The 19132-nt window shown below is 34.4% G+C and carries 21 protein-coding genes; 13 read left to right on the top strand and 8 right to left on the bottom strand.

Features of this window, described 5'->3' with window-relative positions; translation table 11 throughout:
- Nucleotides 1-99: 99 nt before the first annotated feature.
- From BM383_RS15925 to BM383_RS15910, 4 genes are read right to left on the bottom strand one after another with little or no spacing between them, the layout of a single operon-like run.
- The gene (locus BM383_RS15925; RefSeq protein ID WP_093026143.1) at nt 100-2190 is read right to left on the bottom strand and encodes a flotillin family protein; all 2091 of its coding nucleotides are present in this window, start codon (nt 2188-2190) and stop codon (nt 100-102) included.
- Between the two features lie 16 nt (nt 2191-2206).
- Nucleotides 2207-2917 (bottom strand): hypothetical protein, encoded by a 711-nt coding sequence (locus BM383_RS15920; RefSeq protein ID WP_093026142.1) that lies wholly within the window; start codon nt 2915-2917, stop codon nt 2207-2209.
- Between the two features lie 2 nt (nt 2918-2919).
- Nucleotides 2920-3630, bottom strand: coding sequence for a PspA/IM30 family protein (locus BM383_RS15915; RefSeq protein ID WP_093026141.1), 711 nt, complete (start codon nt 3628-3630; stop codon nt 2920-2922).
- Between the two features lie 11 nt (nt 3631-3641).
- Entirely contained in the window at nt 3642-4037 is a 396-nt protein-coding gene (locus BM383_RS15910) for a type III secretion system chaperone family protein (protein ID WP_093026140.1), read from the bottom strand.
- Between the two features lie 271 nt (nt 4038-4308).
- Between BM383_RS15910 and BM383_RS15905 the strand changes: the two genes are divergently transcribed.
- Complete coding sequence (locus BM383_RS15905) at nt 4309-5079, top strand: helix-turn-helix domain-containing protein (protein ID WP_093026139.1); 771 nt, start codon at nt 4309-4311, stop codon at nt 5077-5079.
- Here the strand turns inward: BM383_RS15905 and BM383_RS15900 are convergent.
- The gene (locus tag BM383_RS15900) at nt 5074-5610 is read right to left on the bottom strand and encodes a hypothetical protein (protein WP_143106445.1); all 537 of its coding nucleotides are present in this window, start codon (nt 5608-5610) and stop codon (nt 5074-5076) included. The two genes, BM383_RS15905 and BM383_RS15900, sit on opposite strands and share 6 nt — an antisense overlap.
- Nucleotides 5611-5792: 182 nt before the next feature.
- Here BM383_RS15900 and BM383_RS15895 point away from each other — a divergent pair, with 182 nt between their 5' ends.
- From BM383_RS15895 to BM383_RS15875, 5 genes are read left to right on the top strand one after another with little or no spacing between them, the layout of a single operon-like run.
- Nucleotides 5793-6242, top strand: a complete 450-nt coding sequence (locus BM383_RS15895; RefSeq protein WP_245766604.1) for a DUF6146 family protein — start codon at nt 5793-5795, stop codon at nt 6240-6242.
- A gap of 3 nt (nt 6243-6245) precedes the next feature.
- A complete protein-coding gene (locus tag BM383_RS15890) occupies nt 6246-6557 on the top strand; it encodes a DUF6787 family protein (protein ID WP_093026137.1) in 312 nt (103 codons plus the stop codon).
- Nucleotides 6558-6616: 59 nt separating this feature from the next.
- Nucleotides 6617-6925 (top strand): hypothetical protein, encoded by a 309-nt coding sequence (locus BM383_RS15885; RefSeq protein ID WP_093026136.1) that lies wholly within the window; start codon nt 6617-6619, stop codon nt 6923-6925.
- A 56-nt stretch (nt 6926-6981) separates the two neighbouring features.
- Entirely contained in the window at nt 6982-9387 is a 2406-nt protein-coding gene (locus BM383_RS15880) for a TonB-dependent receptor (RefSeq protein ID WP_093026135.1), read from the top strand.
- Nucleotides 9388-9389: 2 nt separating this feature from the next.
- The gene (locus BM383_RS15875; protein WP_093026134.1) at nt 9390-9953 is read left to right on the top strand and encodes a type 1 periplasmic binding fold superfamily protein; all 564 of its coding nucleotides are present in this window, start codon (nt 9390-9392) and stop codon (nt 9951-9953) included.
- Between the two features lie 95 nt (nt 9954-10048).
- Here BM383_RS15875 and BM383_RS15870 read toward each other — a convergent pair whose 3' ends face one another.
- Both BM383_RS15870 and msrA read right to left on the bottom strand, forming a co-directional pair.
- Nucleotides 10049-10363, bottom strand: coding sequence for a hypothetical protein (locus BM383_RS15870; RefSeq protein WP_093026133.1), 315 nt, complete (start codon nt 10361-10363; stop codon nt 10049-10051).
- 84 nt (nt 10364-10447) lie between these two features.
- Complete coding sequence (msrA, locus tag BM383_RS15865; RefSeq protein WP_093026132.1) at nt 10448-10984, bottom strand: peptide-methionine (S)-S-oxide reductase MsrA; 537 nt, start codon at nt 10982-10984, stop codon at nt 10448-10450.
- A 136-nt stretch (nt 10985-11120) separates the two neighbouring features.
- Between msrA and BM383_RS15860 the strand changes: the two genes are divergently transcribed.
- The 7 genes from BM383_RS15860 (at nt 11121) to BM383_RS15830 (ending at nt 18123) form a co-directional block, all read left to right on the top strand.
- Nucleotides 11121-11801, top strand: coding sequence for an ABC transporter ATP-binding protein (locus BM383_RS15860; RefSeq protein ID WP_093026131.1), 681 nt, complete (start codon nt 11121-11123; stop codon nt 11799-11801).
- Nucleotides 11801-12589 (top strand): TIGR02757 family protein, encoded by a 789-nt coding sequence (locus BM383_RS15855; protein WP_093026130.1) that lies wholly within the window; start codon nt 11801-11803, stop codon nt 12587-12589. Before BM383_RS15860 ends, BM383_RS15855 begins: the two co-directional genes overlap by 1 nt.
- Before the next feature lie 92 nt (nt 12590-12681).
- Nucleotides 12682-13911: a sensor histidine kinase gene (locus BM383_RS15850; protein ID WP_093026129.1), complete on the top strand. Its 1230-nt coding sequence runs from the start codon at nt 12682-12684 to the stop codon at nt 13909-13911.
- A gap of 70 nt (nt 13912-13981) precedes the next feature.
- Nucleotides 13982-15898 carry a BatA domain-containing protein gene (locus tag BM383_RS15845; protein WP_093026128.1) on the top strand — a complete coding sequence of 639 codons (1917 nt, stop codon included), beginning with the start codon at nt 13982-13984 and terminating at the stop codon, nt 15896-15898.
- Nucleotides 15895-17145 (top strand): dihydroorotase, encoded by a 1251-nt coding sequence (locus BM383_RS15840; RefSeq protein WP_093026182.1) that lies wholly within the window; start codon nt 15895-15897, stop codon nt 17143-17145. The genes BM383_RS15845 and BM383_RS15840 overlap by 4 nt, the downstream gene beginning before the upstream one ends.
- Nucleotides 17146-17148: 3 nt before the next feature.
- Nucleotides 17149-17466: a hypothetical protein gene (locus BM383_RS15835; RefSeq protein ID WP_093026127.1), complete on the top strand. Its 318-nt coding sequence runs from the start codon at nt 17149-17151 to the stop codon at nt 17464-17466.
- Between the two features lie 3 nt (nt 17467-17469).
- Complete coding sequence (locus BM383_RS15830) at nt 17470-18123, top strand: alpha/beta hydrolase (RefSeq protein ID WP_093026126.1); 654 nt, start codon at nt 17470-17472, stop codon at nt 18121-18123.
- A gap of 55 nt (nt 18124-18178) precedes the next feature.
- Here the strand turns inward: BM383_RS15830 and BM383_RS15825 are convergent, their stop codons facing one another.
- Nucleotides 18179-19129, bottom strand: a complete 951-nt coding sequence (locus BM383_RS15825) for a TerC family protein (RefSeq protein WP_093026125.1) — start codon at nt 19127-19129, stop codon at nt 18179-18181.
- Nucleotides 19130-19132 lie beyond the last annotated feature (3 nt).

Genomic DNA, 19132 nt, shown 5'->3' with positions numbered 1-19132 from the left:
TCGATTTTAAAAGTTTCCTGTTAGTATTCACATTCAAAATATAGCATGCTACTCCCAACCCGGAGGCCAGGCGTAACATGCAACAGGATTCCCCAACCCTTATTTTAAATGTTCTCTTTTGATACTTCCAACAGTTTTATCGGACAATCCTAAGCCTTGTGCCAGGTTTAACAAATTGTTGAACATGGTGTGTTCTTTGTCACTGTTAGATTTCTTTTTAAGATCCATCAACAAATTAGCGATGGTAAAGTTCTTTAGGTCTTCTGAAGAGATGCCATACTTAGCAGAAAACTCTTTTACTTTTTCAAGTAAGTTTCCCTGAATGTCATCGCTGCCTAAGATAGAATCTTTTACTTGCTGAATGTTTTCACTGTTCTGTACCAATCTGTCGATTCCTTTACCTCTGGTAATTTGTCCAACAATTTGATCGAAGAACATGGTTTCTCCACCCACAATATCAATTTTCGAGTTTTTCAAGGCATCGCTCAATACCAAGGCTTGTGCGTCTGCAATCTCTTTTTGAATATTAATGTTTGCCAAGTCTACCTGTAATTCTTTATCTAAACGTAGTTTGAACTCTTCATGTTCTTTACCAACACCGTCTAGTTTCTTCATGGCAGCCGCTTTTTCTTCAATTCCGGCAGCATCGGCCAAGGCTTTGTCTTTGATAACTTCGGCTTGTGCTTTTCCTTCTTTCAATTCGGCTTGTGCTTTTGCTTCGATTCCTGCAGCTTCGGCTTTTGCTTTCTTCTCAATGATCGATGCATCTACAATTCCCTGACGTTCGCTAGCATCTGCTTTTGCATGCATTACCTGCGCTTCAGACATACCAATAATGGCTTCTTCTTTCGCTTTGGCTTCTGCCAATGTTTTGCGTGCTTCGGCTTCTTTTTCGCTGGCTTCTTTGCGCGCCATTGCTTCGATATTGATTTCTTCGGCACGTTGTTTTGCTGCTTCTTTCTTCGCTTCAGCTTCTTTGATAGTTTTGATCAATTCTTCCTGCGCTTTCGCTTCGGCATTGGTAATCTTCACTTTCTTCTCACGATCAGCAGTTTTGAAAGCTTCAATATCTTTCATGCTTTCTTGCTCTTCTACCACGCCTTTTTCTAACATCACGCGGTCTCTGATCACATCTTGAATGTTCTTCTTCTCTACCTCTACTACTTTCTCTTTTTCTATCTGAGCCAGTGTTACCACGCGTTCTCTTTCGGTAGCTTCTAACATTCTGTCTTTTTCTACACGCTCGTTTTCAATAGCATTGGTACGCTCTTTATTTTTAGCAGCTACAATGATTTGACGTTGCATGTTTTCTTCGGCTACTTTTACTTTTTCTTCCGTAGCAATTCTTGCAGATTCTGATTTTAAACGCTCTTCTTCGGCTACTTTCAAGGTTTCTGCTTCTTCACGAGCCTTGATGTTGGCAATCTCACGTTTTTGTTGCTCTTCTTTTTCAGCCAATTGTTTGTCTAACGCCAGAATCGCTTCGCGTGCTTCGACATCTTGCTTGCGAATGGTTTTCTCTTCATCACGTTTGATTAAGTTGGCTTTTACATTTTGATTTGCCGTAAGCTCCGTGATCTTTTTAATACCTTCTGCATCTAAAATGTTATCAGCTTTTAAGTGCGAAATAGGCGTTTGCTCTAAAAAGTCAATAGCACAATCTTCTAAGGTATATCCGTTTAAATCGGTACCGATGATGTCTACAATCTCATCACGGAATTCACGACGTGCTTCGTACAATTCAATAAAATCGAACTTTTTCCCTACGGTTTTCAAGGCCTCTGAGAATTTTGCTTCAAACAAATCTTCCAAAGTTTCTATACGAGAAGCTCTCGCAACCCCAATGGTTTGCGCTACTTTCTTTATAAAATTAACATCGTTGTTGACACGAACGAAAAATGCTACTTTGATATCTGCACGCATGTTGTCTTTACAGATTAAGCCTTCGTGCGATAAACGTTCAATTTGAATTTTCTTTACTGAAATATCCATTACTTCCACTCTGTGGAAAACCGGCACCACGTACAAACCTTTGTCGGTTGCTACTTTGGTTCCTCCAAATCCGGTACGTACCAAGGCTTGTCCCTGATGTACCTTTTTGTAAAACATTGCGATAATGGCAAAATATACCACTATCAAAAACAGAACAAGCCCTACACCCATTCCGATAATTGATAAAATTTCTCCCATTGGTTATTAAAGTTATTTAGTTGTTATACGCCTGAACAAGAAAAGAGTTCTTGTCTGCAGACTGGTTGATGATTAATATTTTTTGTTGGTATTTCAAGGGTGATCCGTCTAACGACTTTACATAAATGTTATACGAATCTCCGTTGATTGTGACTTCGGCATTTCCCATGCGTTCACCTTCTATACTAGACAACATGATTCCGGTTCTGCCCAAATATTCCACAGCCTTGTCGCCGTCTTTATTTAGATTCTTGAAGAATCCTTTAAAAGGAGTTGTAAATATTTTGGTAACAAACAATGCTGGAATCATGGCTCCAAGCATCACTACAAAGCCAAAGGCATTTTCATAGCTACCCGTTAATTTGGTAATGAGTACTGTTGCAAACCACCAGATAAAAATCCAGGCGGTAAAGGTGAACATAAATGGTAGCCCTACAAAGTTGAAATAGATGAGCACAATTTGCCACCACTTTAGCGGTTGTCTTCTGTTGCCTATTACTTGCTCTTTGTCTACCTCTGCGTTTGAGATATCCTGAAAATCCATATTTCCACCTTCTATGCCCGCATCTGCATCTACGTCTACATCCAAATCTATATCGATGTCTACATCGTAGTCAAAGTCAATGCCGCTGACCATGGTTAAAATCCAATAGACGATCAGCAAAAGCATTAGAATGGTAAGGGTTATATTTACCTCTGAAAATATAATATGACCTATGTTGCTCAAGGTTACTCCTGTTTATTAAGTCCTAATTGTTGTTTTAATTTTGCTAAATCGTCTGTAGCTTTTGCTTCGGTAGTATCTACGGCTGCATTTAATTCGTCATCTACAGATTTAGAAGTATTTGCAATATCTCCGTAAGCTTCTGCCAACGCTTCTTCCTGGGCTACTTTCTCTTTCATACGTTCTAACATAGAAACGGTACTACTGCTATCAATCTCTGCCATTTGCTTGTTCAGGTTTTTGGTAGCATTGGATACTTTTACTCTTGCTTTTAGCGTACGCAATTCGTTTTCCCAATTGCTGATACTTGCTTTTATATTCTGAATGTTTTTCTCCAGTTGTGCAATGGAATCATCAAATTTACTAGCTTCTAATTTTGCACGCTCAGCTTGTTGATCTGACTCTTGTTTTTTGATCAATGCCTGTTGTGCTAATCTATCTGCTTCTGCAGTTTCCATATCTCCTTTTTCAGCCTTTTTCAAAATTAAAATCGCTTTACTTTGATAATCAGCTGCTTTATCTTGATACTCTTCCTGTTCATTTTTTGAACGAATAGACATGGCTTTTACTTGTGCCAAAGCCTCCAAGCTTTTTTCAAGATCTTGTTTCATATCGCGGATTCCCTGTTCAGTCATTTTGATAGGGTCTTCCATTTTATCTATAGCAGAATTTGCTTCTGCTTCTCCAATTTTAAATAGTCTTTTAAATAGGTTCATAATCGATGGCTTTAATATTTTGAGAATTCAATAATCTTATCTGAGTATTCACTCATTAATAAACTTAATGAGTTTAGCGAACCCTTGAGTTCGTTGAGGTCTAAATTTTCAATTTGTAATGTATCTCTGAAAATAACGCGTTTACCACTTTCATCTAAACAAAACGCTCCATGAATAATATCACGATTCTTCTGTAACAGGTTTCTGAACACCTTTTCGTTTTGACTGTTGATGTTGAAAATAAACTGCTCCATAATTAATATAGGAGCTGCTACACCAATAATCAGGTTTTTGATTCCAAAGGCTTCTTTTTGTACTACCAGCACTTCTTCTTCGCGGCTTTCGTAAGTTATAGTAAAGTTGAGTTCTAATACATAGTTTTTAGTGATTTGAAAATGATCTTTCATTCGTTACTAAATTTTAAGTTGGTTTTATAAAATGCCCCAAAGCACACAGCAGCATTTTAGTATGCAAATAATTTTGGCATAAGTTATTAAAAATACTGTAATCATAACGGTTGGTTTAAAAAATAATTCTACTTCTTTTGCTAATCATTTTAGAAATATTTCTACAAACATTCTCTAAGTTGATCTGATTAGCAATTTATTTGTATATTAGCTAATATTTTTAGATAAATATACAATATATTTTTATAATTGCAAATAAAATTAGCTAAATATGTCTTTTTTTGGTAAAAATATTAGGAAGATTAGAAATGTAAAGAACATGAGTCAGCAAGCTTTTGCCGATGTTTTTGATCTAAAACGTGGTACACTAGGTGCTTATGAAGAAGGACGAAGTGAACCAAAAATAGATACCTTACTAAAAATAGCTAATTATTTTAGCATCACTGTAGACGATTTACTAACCAAAGAACTTACGGTAAATAAATTACTAAAGTTTCAAGGAGATTTATCTTTAAATGTAGAAGAAAAACTAAAGGAGAAATTCAAATCGATACCTTGTATTACGGAAAGAAATGAGGCTGACTTTCTGAATAACTTTGAAAATCCTGAGTTTATGGAAACACTTCCTTGTCTCCAACTTCCTTTACATACTCAAAAAGAATTTCTAGGTTATACAGTTCAAAATCTTGAAATGACCGACCATGATCATGGTCTTTTTCCTAAAGATGTGGTCATTGGAGAATTGATTCCAAAAGATGTTTTTAAAAAGATTCCTAATGGAAGTATTGTAGTTGTGATTGCAAATCAAAAAGTAATTTTAAGACGATTCTATCTTACTGATAAAAAGGTAATTCTTAGAGCGGATCATAAAAGTATTGAAGATATAACGCTGAGTTTGAAAGATATTCAAATGCTATGGAAAATACGGTATTGTTTTTATCACAGAATTCCAGAGATTAAAACGAATAGCGGAGCTGAGGATATTAAAGAAAAACTTAGTTTCTTAGAGCAGGAATTCTTAAAGTTAAAGGATAAACTATAAAGAAGTTAACAGCCAGTTTTTTTCTATTAGATCCGAAGGCATTCTTGCAGGATCAGAAAATAACGATTCTAAACCAGCCATAATATCTTGCATGGTAACTTGGTTTTCAGCAATTCTATCTAGTATTTCATCGGTTTCTCCATTCCCTCCAATTACCAAAAGCATTTGGGTATTTTCTGGAGCCAGTGTCTTGCACAATTCTTTAAAAATAACCAACAAAGCTCTAGAAATAGGGGAAAATTCAATATATAGATTAGAAAATCTTTCCAGACAACAAATATGAATCACATGTTCATAAATATCTACAAAAAAACTACCGCCTTCACCTGTAATATATGTACAATTCTCTGAACTTTCCTCTACATTTTCAAATGACCATTCACCATGAAAACCCTCCGAATAGTTTCCCAACTTTTCTAAGCTTTCATACTCAAGCATACAATCAAAATATACAGCTCTTAACATGCTATTCAGTTCTTCAATAGTGTATGTTTTTTCTTTAGGTATAAAGCAATCTATGACTGTCCCCATTCGTTACTATTTTATATTATTTATTCAGGGGGAAACTGCATTAACATATAGAAGGAAAATTCTTTATTAAATTAGATATTTTTTTTGAATCAATTAAAAATTTAACATGTTTAAATTCATTCTAAATAAAACCAAGTACAATTGAAGGTTTCCCAATCAAATTTCCGTACCTTTATATTTCTATGAAAAAAAGGTATACATATCTCTTTTTTGCTCTTGCAATACTTGCAACTATTACTGCATGCAATCAACCAAAACCTACCATTTCAGCTTCCGAAAATGATATTTTTAATAAATCAACCAACGATACCGTTACCATAGAGAATGACTCACTAGAATATGAAATTATTATTATAGACCCTGGTTACAACAGTTGGTTACAGGGAATTGCCAGACCAAGAGGCTATTATTCTCAGACTTTTTTAGAAAACCGAAATATCTTTTATGTAAATGAGTGGAATCGTAGAGCTTCACAACCCATGCAATACAACCCAAATTTGTACGAAATGCAAATTAATTACCAAAACAATATTGATTATGGATACGAAGTAAACTATCAACTTTACAACTATTTTATTTACTTTCAACGCAAATACGCACAACGTTTGGGACCATTTGTTCCACGCATATAATTTATGAAAAAGCTAAAACAACGCTGGAACGTTACTTCCAATTTTCAATTAACTCTCATTTTTATTGTTTTTGCCATCACCGGATCCACTTCGGCCTATATCATACGTCCTATTTTACATGCTCTGGGATTTTCTAAAACATTTTTTGGAGATATCTGGTACGCAAAAGTGCTATACATCATAGTTGAAATAATTGCTATTTTGCCCATCTATTTTCCATTACTTCTTTTGGTGGGAACTGTTTTTGGACAATTTAAATTCTTCTGGAATTTTGAAAAAAAGACATTTAGCAGATTTATTAAAAAAAAGAAATAAATACATTTTACTTTTTTTTAACACACAAAGCATTTAGTATTATCTAAGTTTGCAGCTTGATGAAACAAGTATACAAACATAGAATCGCTATTTTCTTTTTAATCGCTTTTGTATCGGTTAAAATGTCAAATCTGCATGCTATAAGCCATATTATTGATGGAGACAAGCATAAGGTAGAACATTGCGATGTTTGTAAATTTGTACTTTCTCAAGATGCACTGCCTTTGATTTCTTCAGATGTTATTGTTTTCAATCCGCTACCGGAAATGCACTACAATAAACAAACAGAAATTACCGCGTTAGAAATTCAGTACAGCAAACTCTCTGCTATTACGCTGTACAACAAACCTCCTCCATTTTTAAGTTAATTGATTTCAACAAACAAAAGCATACGCTTTTTATCATTTAACTTATTATATTTTTTATGAAACAATTATTTGTTGTCATTCTATTTTTGACAACTTCTTTGATTGCTTCAGCACAGGAGTGTAACCAAACCCTTTCAGGGACTATTACAGATTTTCATGATGGCTCTCCCCTTTTTGGAGCATTAATTCAAGTAATAGGCACAGATACTGAAGTAACAAGCGACTTTGATGGTAATTACATTATACCACAACTTTGTAACGGAACTGTTGAGTTACAAATTTCGCATCCGGAATGTGAGAGCACTATTGTAACTTTTAATATAGATGGTGATACGAAACAAAACATAAAGCTTGAACACCACTTAGAAGAAATTGGTGAAGTAACCGTTTCTGGTGTTAAATTAAATCCGGCATCAGTTTCTTCAAACACCAAAGAACTGAACGAAGATGCTATTCAAGCTTACAGCAGCAGTAATTTGGGAACGGCCCTTACAAGCGTAAGTGGCGTATCTTCCCTAAGCACCGGGAGTTCTATTGTAAAACCGGTAATCCATGGTATGCATAGTAGCCGGGTTTTAGTAATTAACAATGGCGTACGCTTACAAGACCAAGAATGGGGTGTAGAACATGCTCCAAATTTGGACATTAATTCAGCTTCGCATATTACCGTTGTAAAAGGTGCTTCAGCTTTAAAATATGGTGGTGACGCCATTGGAGGTGTAATCATAGTTGATGGTTCACAACCTATAAAATCTGATTCACTTTATGGAAAAACAACGCTTACAGGAGTTAGTAACGGCCAAGGAGGAAGTTTAACGTCTTCTTTGACCAAGTCTTTCCAAAATGGTTGGTACGTAAAAGGACAGGGAACCTACAAGAAATTTGGAGATTATGAAGCTCCAGATTATATCTTATCCAACACAGGTTCTACAGAAAAGGACTTTTCACTAGGATTGGGAGTTCGAAAATTTGATTACGGATTCAATCTTTACTACAGTTTGTATGATACGCAAATAGGTATTCTACGAGCATCTCATATTGGAAGTATCGGAGATTTAGTAGACGCTTTGGAAAGTAATGAGCCCACGATTATCAATGATTTTACGTATGATTTAATACATCCATACCAAGATGTACAACATCATTTGGTGAAAGCTGATTTTTACAAGCGCTTTTCAGAATTAGGAAAATTATCGGTTCAGTATGATTTTCAAAACAATCAAAGAAAAGAATACGATATCCGAAGAGGTGATGACCGTGACACGCCTTCTATGGACATGGTACTGAATACCCATACGGTAAATACAGACTTTCAACTAGATGCAATTCAGAAGTTGAAAATGAATTTTGGACTTTCAGGCGGGTATCAAAAGAACACTCCTAATCCAGATACCGGCGTAAGACGACTTATACCAGATTATGAACAAATAAACGCTGCAGCTTATTTTACAGCCGAACATCAATTAACAGATAATACCATTATAGATGCAGGTATTCGTTATGATTTTAATCATATTGATGCTCAAAAATATTATAGAAAATCAAGATGGACAGAACGTGGTTACGACGAAGATTTTGAAGATATTATCATTGGAGATTATGACACGCAATGGTTAACCAATCCTATTTTTGATTACCACAATTTTTCAGCTACAGCAGGTATCAAATCTGTTCACAACAATTACATTTTCACAGCCAATGCAAGTATGGCGAGCAGAGCGCCCAATGCTGCAGAATTGTTTAGTGATGGTCTTCACCATTCCGCTGCGACCATAGAACTAGGAGATCTTAGATTACAACAAGAGATCTCTAAAAAAATTAGCTTAGGAGTTGAAAAACAATACGGTGATTTCAATTTTAATATCAATCCGTATATCAATTTTATCAAGGATTTTATTGTTTTACAACCTACTGGAATTGAGCAAACCACACGAGGAGCTTTTCCTGTTTGGGAATATAGCCAGGCAGATGCATTTTTTACCGGTGTAGATGCTGATGCATCTTATAACATTACAGATAGATGGAAACTTAATTCTTCATTTGCATACGTGTATGCTCAAAATTCAGAAGAAAAAACTCCAATTATAGATATACCTGCTGCCAATTGGACCAATGAAATAAAATTCAACATTCCAAAATGGCATCAGTTACAACTTGGGCTCAAAGCTCAAACAGTGTTTACCCAAACTCGTTATCCAAATAACGATTTTGAAGCTACTTATACGTCATCAGAGGGAACAGTGACCAGAACAGTAGCTTTAAGTAAACCTCCAAAGGGATATGGATTATTACATTTTAATTCTCAGATTACACTAAATACATTTAAAAGAAACGATTTAAACATAGGTTTTTACGTAGATAACATCTTAGACACTAGTTACCGTAACTATTTAAATAGACAACGCTACTATGCAGATGACCTAGGTAGAAACTTTAGATTACAACTTACATTAAATTATTAAATATGAAAAAATTACAATTATTAAGCGCAATATTTATTTCAAGTATCACATTATTCAGTTGTTCTGATGACGATGATACTCCTGTAGTTATTAACGAAGAAGAAGTAATTACAACCATGAATGTTACTTTAACCAGTGGTTCACAAACCATCACATTACAATCTCAAGATTTAGATGGAGACGGACCAGATGATCCTGTAATTACTGTTGATGGAAATTTTGCAGCCAATGCAACTTACAACGGAACCATTCAGTTATTAAACGAAACTGAAGATCCAGCGGAAGATGTAACCGAAGAAGTAGAAGAAGAAAACTTAGACCACCAATTCTTTTACATTGCAACGGGTGAAGCTATTGCTAGTACTACTTATGACGATATAGAAGATGAAGGAAATCCAGTTGGAGTTCATTTTATACTAACTACTGGTGAAGCAGGCGATGCTACTTTACAGATAGTTTTAAAGCATGAACCTGAAAAGGATGCTGAAGGAGTAAGTGATGGTGACATGACCAACGCTGGTGGTGAAACCGATTTTGATGCTACCTTCCCTATTACTGTAGAATAATCATTTTATTGTTCCCTCAATAATCTATATTCCCTCAAATAAAAAGCGCAGTCATTTTGGTGACTGCGCTTTTATTGTTTATTTATAATTTTTAATTATCTGTTAGAACGAATTCTAATAGGAATTAATCTTCCTTCATCCTTGTCTTCAGATTTTATTACATATGTATAAATCCACATAATGGTAAAAGTTGGGATAATATCTGAAAAAGGTAATATCTCTTCAATCATTGCTATTTTCGCTGCAATTCTACCTTCTTTTCCTTTATACATTTTTGACATGATCCATCCAGAAATTGGAGCCCATACTAAATCTGATAATTCACCCAATACCGGAACCGTAAAAGAGGCCATACCTATTAAATCTAACAGAATCCCGGCAATCAAAAATCTTTTCTTGTTCTTCTTCATTCTTGCTATCAAACTTTTTGGTTCTTACTAATAGTCGCTAAAAACTTCTTAAAATTACAATAAACAACTCAAAAACAATACCAATTATTGTGCTTTCTTTAGTTGCGCCGCATAATATTTCTCCAATTTGGCAATTTTAGGATCTATGATGATTTGGCAATAGGGTTGCGAGCTATTTAAATTGTAATAGTTTTGATGATAATCCTCTGCTTCATAAAATGGCATGGCAGGTGAAATTTTAGTTACAATGGATTTTGAAAAAATATTCTCCTCTGTTAACCATTGAATAAAAGATTCTGCAATATTTTTTTGATTTTCATCTGTATAAAATATTTCAGATCTATATTGTGTTCCTACATCATTTCCTTGTCTGTTTAGCGTTGTAGGATCATGCGTTGCAAAGAATATTTCCAAAAGCTTTTCATAGGTAACTTTACTCTCGTCAAACTCTATTTGAATAGCTTCTGCATGGCTGGTTAATCCCATTGCCACTTCTCTATAACATGGATTTTTAATTTTTCCTCCTGTGTATCCACTAATTACTTTTTGAACTCCTTCTATTTTCAGAAAAACTGCTTCCGTACACCAAAAACATCCGCCTGCGAAAATCGCTTTTTGCATTGTAAAATAAGTTTAAGCTTAAATGTATTTGTTTCTTTTCAAAACTCCATATTTTTAACGCAACATTTGTACTTCCAAGAAAGTTATTTACTTTGTTAGAAGCTTTGTACTTTTGTACATCAGATTTCAATAGTTTATGATTACAGTAAAAAATATACATAAAACATACGGCCAACTAGAAGTTTTAAAAGGTGTTGACCTTCATATAGAAAAAGGTGAAGTGGTTGCCATCGTTGGAGCTAGTGGCGCTGGAAAAACCACACTGCTACAAATTTTAGGAACTTTGGAAGAACCGGATCGCTCTAATCATAGCGAATTAATCATCAACGATACTTCGGTTTTTAATTTGAAAAGCAATGCGCTTTCAAAATTCAGAAATGAACATGTTGGTTTTATTTTTCAATTTCATCAGTTATTACCAGAATTTACTGCCTTAGAGAATATTTGCATTCCTGCTTTCATAAAAAAAACGCCAAAAGCTACAGCAGAAAAGCGCGCCTTAGAACTTTTATCTTTTCTAGGTTTAGAAGAACGTGCGCACCATAAACCTTCTGAATTATCGGGAGGTGAACAGCAGCGTGTAGCAGTTGCCAGAGCTTTGATCAACAACCCTGCAGTAATTTTCGCAGACGAACCTAGTGGAAATTTAGATTCTGAATCGGCAGAAAATTTGCACCAGTTGTTTTTTAAACTTAGAGATGAATTTGGACAAACTTTTGTAATTGTAACACACAACAGAGAACTCGCCGATATGGCCGACAGAAAACTTACCATGGTAGATGGTACCATTGTTAATCGTGAAGTATTGCATTCTTAATGTTGAAAACTGAAAAATTACCACGACATATTTTAAAGGAATTTTTGGATGAAAAGGTTGAAAAATACCAACATCCAGATTTTATTAGTTCAGATCCTATTCAAGTTCCACATAAATTTTCTCAAAAAGAAGATATAGAAATTGCAGGTTTTTTAGCTGCTACTATTGCTTGGGGAAATAGAAAAAGTATTATCAACAATGCCAATAGACTTATGGATATTATGGGAAATAGTCCGTATGATTTTGTGATGGAATACTCTCAAAATGATGCCTATAGATTTGATGGCTTTGTACACAGAACTTTTAATGCCACCGATGCTTCTTTTTTTGTGGAAAGTCTTCAAAATATTTACACTCAACATGGTGGATTAGAAAATGTTTTCGCGAAGCATGGTGAAGAAAGTTCTTTACAGAAATCTATTTCAGAATTTAAAAAGATCTTTTTTTCTATTGATCATCCTACAAGAACAATGAAACACATTTCAGATCCCGAAAAAAATTCTGCTGCAAAACGCATCAATATGTTTTTAAGATGGATGGTGCGCGATGGTAGCAAAGGTGTAGATTTTGGAATCTGGAATAAAATCAATCCTTCACAACTTTCATGTCCATTAGATGTTCATTCCGGTAATGTGGCTCGTAAACTTGGGCTATTAACCCGAAAACAAAACGATGCCAAAGCGCTACAGGAATTAGACAATGCTTTACGTGCATTGGACCAAGACGACCCTGTTAAATATGATTTTGCTTTATTTGGTTTGGGTGTGTTCGAAAAATTCAGCAATTAGCGTTTAATTGTAAGCGCAAAACTTTAAACAGCTCTTTTTCTTTAACAAAAAATTAATATTTTTGTTAAGATGATTTTTGTTCGTAATTAAGCATGAAGCCCGCAGTTAAAATTTTAGAAAACTTACGTCTTAAAGATGTAAAGCGCTTACAGATCTTAGACACGCTTCCTGAAAAGGACCTAGATGATATTACCAAACTAGCGTCACAAATTTGCGGTACTCCAGTTTCTTTGATTTCTATAATTGATAAAGACAGGCAATGGTTTAAGTCTAAATTTGGTGTAGATTTTAGTGAAACTTCCAGAGATCTTGCATACTGTAATCACGCTATTAAAAATCCTGCAGAAATCTTAGAAGTTGAGAATGCTTTAGAAGACGATCGTTTCAAAGATAATCCTTTGGCGCATGGAAAAAATCCTGTGATCGCTTACACGGGTATTCCATTGGTAAGTGACCGTGGTTACGCTATTGGAACATTATGTACTATAGATCATAAGCCGAAAAAACTAAGCAAAGAACAAAAGGAAAGTTTACGAATTCTTGCTACTCAGGTAGTACGTCTTTTTGAGCTTCGGAAAGCCAATATCGACTTGAACAATGCTTCAAGAGAAGCTAAAAAAAGATATGATGAATTAGAACTATTTGCCGGTGTGGTTTCCCATGACATGAAATCACCATTGGCTAATATTGTTCTCACCATAGATACTCTCAAAAAGAAAATGGAACTTTCCAATATTCAAGATGGAAGTATTGACACCTATTTTAGTTACTTGAAAAATAGTGCACAATCCATGAGCGCTTATATTGAAGGAATGCTTCAATATTATAAAAGTGATCATTCTTCTCATGATGAAGTAAAGAAAATTAAACTTCGCTCCTATTTGAAAAAAATAATAGGTATGCTAGACGTTGATAATTCATACGAAATAAAATTGCCTCCAAAAGGTACTGTTGTTCATTTGAACAAAACTGCTCTTGGACAAATTTTACTAAATATCATTGCGAATAGTATTAAGTATTGTGACAAGAATACCCCGATTGTAAAAATAGATTATCTAGAAAAAGTAGAGTCCTATGTTTTTGTGATTTCAGATAATGGAATAGGTATTAAACCTGAAAACCAAAACAAGATTTTTGAACTCTTTAATAACCTAGATTCCTTGGATAGATTTGGGCAAAAAGGAACCGGAATTGGGCTAGCAACAGTGAAAAAAATTGTTGATGGGCTAGATGGCACCATCTCAGTTTCTTCAGAAGTTGGTGTTGGAACTACCTTTACAGTTTCATTACCAAAACCTTATGAAATGATTGTTGTGCAATAAAAATCTTTAAAGCGTAAACTCCTTCTTTTTTAAAATTGTTCTTATCTTTGGTGGAATCTAAACTAAAGGAATGCAATTTAAAAATCCGGAACTTCTTTGGGCGCTTTTTTTACTTGTTATTCCTATTATTATTCACCTTTTTCAGCTTCGGAAGTTTGAAAAAGTTCTCTTTACAAATGTTGCCTTTCTAAAAAATATTCAGTTACAAACCAGAAAAAGTGCTACGCTCAAAAAATGGTTAACGCTTATTACACGCTTACTTTTACTGGCATCATTAATTATAGCATTTGCTCAACCCTATTTTCCTTCAAAGACGAGTTTGTTTACTGAAAAAGAAACCGTGATTTATGTGGATAATTCCTTTAGCATGCAAGCAAAGGGAAGTAAAGGTCCTTTATTGCAAAGAGCCATTCAAGATCTCATTGGTAATATTGATGATGACACAAATTTCACTCTTTTTACGAATGACAACAGCTTTGTAAACACCACACTCTCTCCTATTCAAAATGAATTATTAACTACTCATTATAGTAATAATCAACTAAGTTATAACGAAGCATATCTGAAAGGAACTTCCTATTTCTCCAATAAAGCTTCTACAGCAAAAGAATTCATCTATATTTCTGATTTTCAACAAAAAAAAGAAGATTTTGACATCAATTTGCAACCAAATGTAAACACTCATTTTTTACAAGTTTCTCCAGAAAATACTCAAAATATAAGTATAGATTCTGTGTATATTTCCAATACAGAAACCAATACACTTGAACTTACTGTATTGCTTTCGGCTGAACATAAAATTGAAAATACTACTGTTTCTTTGTTCAACGATGAAGATTTAATTTCCAAAACCGGAACTACGATAGATGAAAACTTAAAAGGAGAAGCTCTCTTCTCTATTCCGAAAAACTCAAGCTTTGATGGCCGTATTTCAATTGTTGATGAAGGTTTAAAATATGACAATTCGTTATACTTCAGTATTCAAAAGCCTGAAAAAATTAAAGTATTTACCATTTCTAATGCAAACGATTCCTATTTAGAGAAGTTATTCAACGACGAAGCTTTTTCATACACTTCTCAAGATATTGCTGCTTTAGATTACACTATAATTACCCAACAAAATCTTATTATATTAAATCAACTGGAGGATATTAGTTCCGGACTTATTAATGCTTTGAAATCCTTTGGTGCAAATGGAGGAAAAGTGGTGATTATTCCTTCTATAAACAGCAATACACAAAGCTTTAACCAATTGCTCGGGAATTCTGGCATCGCCTTCGACTATAAATCATCAACCGAAAAAAATATTACTGAAATAAATTTTTCACATCCTTTATTTGAAAATGTTTTTGATAAATCTGTGACCAATTTTCAGTATCCAAAAGTGACATCTTACTATAAATTAACTTTCAACAACAATGCATTGTTGCTTGATAATGGAAGTCCATTTTTAGCTACAAGTAAACAGTTTTACGTTTTTGCCGCTCCACTTGATGCAGAAAACTCTAACTTTAAGAATTCTCCTTTAATTGTTCCAACATTCTATAATATGGGCGTGCAAAGTCTACAACTCCCGACGTTGTACTACACGATTGGAAAAGAAAATAAAATGGACATACGAACTCAAATTTCTGGAGATGCCGTTCTAGAAATTGAAGGAAATGAATCTAAATTTATTCCTATGCAGGCTTCTTTTCCAAACAAAGTGAGTATTACTACCAAAGAGCTTCCTGCAACCGACGGAAACTATACAATTCAATATCAAGAAAATACCATAAATACCATCAGTTATAATTACAATAGAGAAGAAAGTAATCTTACGTATTATCAATTATCTAGTTATGATCTTCCTGTAAATACTGATCTTGAAACCATATTTGATACCTTAAAAACCCAAAGCGAAGACAGCGAGCTTTGGAAATGGTTTGTTATTTTTGCGCTGTTATTTTTATGTGTAGAAATGTTTATTTTAAAATTTCTGAAATGAAAACCCTAATCAAGTCAGCCACCATTATTGATGCTAGCAGTGAATATCACTTGCAAACAAAAGATATTCTTATAGAAAACGGAACTATCATTCAAATAGACGATGTTATCAACGAATCCGTTTCAAATGAAATAAATTTACCCAATTTACACGTGTCACAAGGCTGGTTTGATAGCAGTGTAAGCTTTGGAGAACCAGGTTATGAGGAACGAGAAACTTTGGAAAACGGACTCCTTACAGCGGCAAAAAGTGGTTTTACATCTATAGCCGTAAATTCGAATACAAAACCAGTAAGTGATAGCAAATCTGCTATTTCCTTCTTGTCTTCAAAAGCTATAGGAAATGCCGTAAACCTTTTCCCTATTGGTGCCATGACTATGAAAAGTGAAAGTGTAGATCTTGCTGAAATGTACGATATGCACACAGGTGGAGCCATTGCTTTTGGTGATTATAAAGTACCTGTTAGCAATCCAAATCTTTTAAAAATTGCATTGCTTTATGCTCAAAATTTCGGCGGACTCATTCAGTCTTTTCCACATGAAAAGAAAATTGCCGGGAAAGGTGTTGTTCATGAAGAAGCTAACGCAACTAGATTAGGTTTAAAAGGAATTCCTGCGCTGGCTGAGTCGCTTCAAGTGGCAAGAGATCTTTTCATTTTGGAATATACAGGTGGAAAACTGCACATTCCAACCATTTCTACGGAAGCGTCAGTAAAAGCTATCAAGGAAGCAAAGGCAAAAGGTTTAGATGTAACGTGTAGCGTAGCTATTCATAATTTGTTTTTCACAGACGCCGTCTTGGATAATTTCAATAGTAATTTTAAAGTATTACCTCCATTACGTACCGAAAATGAAGTGACCATTTTAAGAGAAGCTGTTTTAGATGGCACTATTGATTTTGTGACTTCTGATCATATGCCAATTGATATTGAAAATAAGAAATTGGAATTTGATTTAGCGGAATACGGAACACTTGGTTTAGAAACTGCTTTTGGAGCATTAAACAAGCTTTTTGGAGCTGAGAAGGCTGTAACTCTTTTAATCAACTCCAAAGAAAGGTTTGGAATTCCATCGAATACTATTCAAGTTGGCAGCAAAGCTGAACTTTCACTTTTTAATCCGGGAGAATCTTTTGTATTTACATCAAAACATATTTATTCTTCAACAAAAAACAGTGCTTTTATTGGAAGCAAATTACAAGGAAAAGCCTACGGAATTTATAACAACAACCAACTAGTTACGTTTTAAGAAATGGAAAACGAAAAAACACTGGGAATCGTAGCCTATTGTACATTTGTAGGTACTATTTTGGCTTATTACTTCAATAAGGACAAAATGCAAAGTGAATATGTGAATTTTCATGTACGTCAAATGCTAGGGCTCATCATTATGCAGATTTCTTCAAATGTAATTGATACATATTTTAACAATTATGTTAGTCTTGGTTTATTGATTTTAACATCAGTTTGCTGGGTAATTTGCCTAATAGGAGCTATTCAATATAAAAAACAAGTTTTACCGTTTTTAGGAAGTTATTTTCAAAAATGGTTTTACACAATTGGCAACTAAATTATGGCTAACTTATCGCTACAACATATTACAAGACCCGCTAAAGAAAACACGGCTGAGACTCCTGTTCTATTCATGTTTCATGGATACGGAAGTAATGAGGAAGATCTCTTCTCTTTTGCACAAGAACTTTCTGAGGATATCTATATCATATCGGTTCAAGCACCTTACCAATTACCGCCATATGGTTATGCTTGGTACGCTATAGAATTTGATGCTAACGGAGCAAAATGGAGCGATGACGAACAAGCTAGAAACTCTCGTGATTTGATGGCTAACTTCATCACCGAGGCTTGCGATGCATATAGTTTAAATGCTGAAAACGTTACTTTACTTGGATTTAGTCAAGGAACCATTTTGAGTTATGCCGTGGCACTCTCCTACCCTGAAAAAGTAAAAAATGTAATTGCTCTAAGTGGGTATATCAACAAAGAAATATTGGTGAGTGATTACGCTTCCAAAAACCATAAAGATTTGAATTTCTATGTTTCTCACGGAACGCAAGATCAAGTTTTACCTATTGAATGGGCTAGAAATGCAAAGGAAACATTAGACGAGCTTCAAATACCGTATGTTTTTGAAGAATATCCTGTTGGGCACGGCGTTGCTCCTCAGAACTTCTTTTCTTTCAAAAATTGGTTAGAAAAATTAGTATAAAACAAAACATCCTGATGAAATCATCAGGATGTTTTGTTTTATATAAACGCGGTTTTTATTCTGCTACTTCTTCGTTATTAGATAAAACTGAAATCAAAATCCCAGCTCCTAGCGAAACTCCAATAACTGCTAAAGATATCCATTCATGCAAATGAATTTCAAACCCAGATAAAATAAGTTTCACTCCAACAAAAGTTAAAATCACAACTAAACTGTAATTCAGCTTTTCAAACTTGTTAAGCATATTTGCAAGGAAGAAGTACATAGATCTCAATCCTAAAATTGCCATAATATTGGAACTAAAAACTAAAAAAGAATCTCTTGTAATTCCTAAAATAGCAGGAATACTATCCAACGCAAAAAGAACATCTGTAAACTCAATAATGATCAATGCTACAAATAATGGCGTTGCATATTTCTTATGATCTATTTTTTTAAAGAAATGTTCTCCATCCATTTCATGAGCTATTGGAAACACTTTTCCTATCATTCGGTACATGAATGAGGTTTTAGGATCATAATTTTCATCCTCTTTTGAAAACAACATTTTCGCCGCTGTAAAGATCAAAAATCCACCAAAAATATAGGTTACCCATTCAAATTTGTTCATCAAAGCAACTCCAAAGAAAATCATACTAGCACGAAAAACCACAGCGCCAATAATTCCCCAAAATAATACACGGTGCTGGTATTTTTGCGGAATTTTAAAGGATGAAAATATCACTGCAATGACAAATATATTATCAACACTTAATGACAATTCGATGAGATAACCAGTAATGTATTTTAAAGCTGCGTCAAACGGCTTCAAACTTTCTACATTATCTACCAATTCATATTGATAGAAAAAGTAAATAGCAACCGAAAATAAAGTGGCCACACTCACCCAAACAATTGTCCAGGTTGCTGCTTCTTTATTGGTAATCACATGTGCATTTTTATTAAACACACCTAAATCAAGCGCTAGACAAATAACTACAAGCGCTATGAAAATAATCCAAACCATAAA

This window comes from Pustulibacterium marinum (genome assembly GCF_900116665.1).
GTDB lineage: Bacteria > Bacteroidota > Bacteroidia > Flavobacteriales > Flavobacteriaceae > Pustulibacterium > Pustulibacterium marinum.
This window is presented reverse-complemented; position numbering and strand designations above follow the sequence as displayed.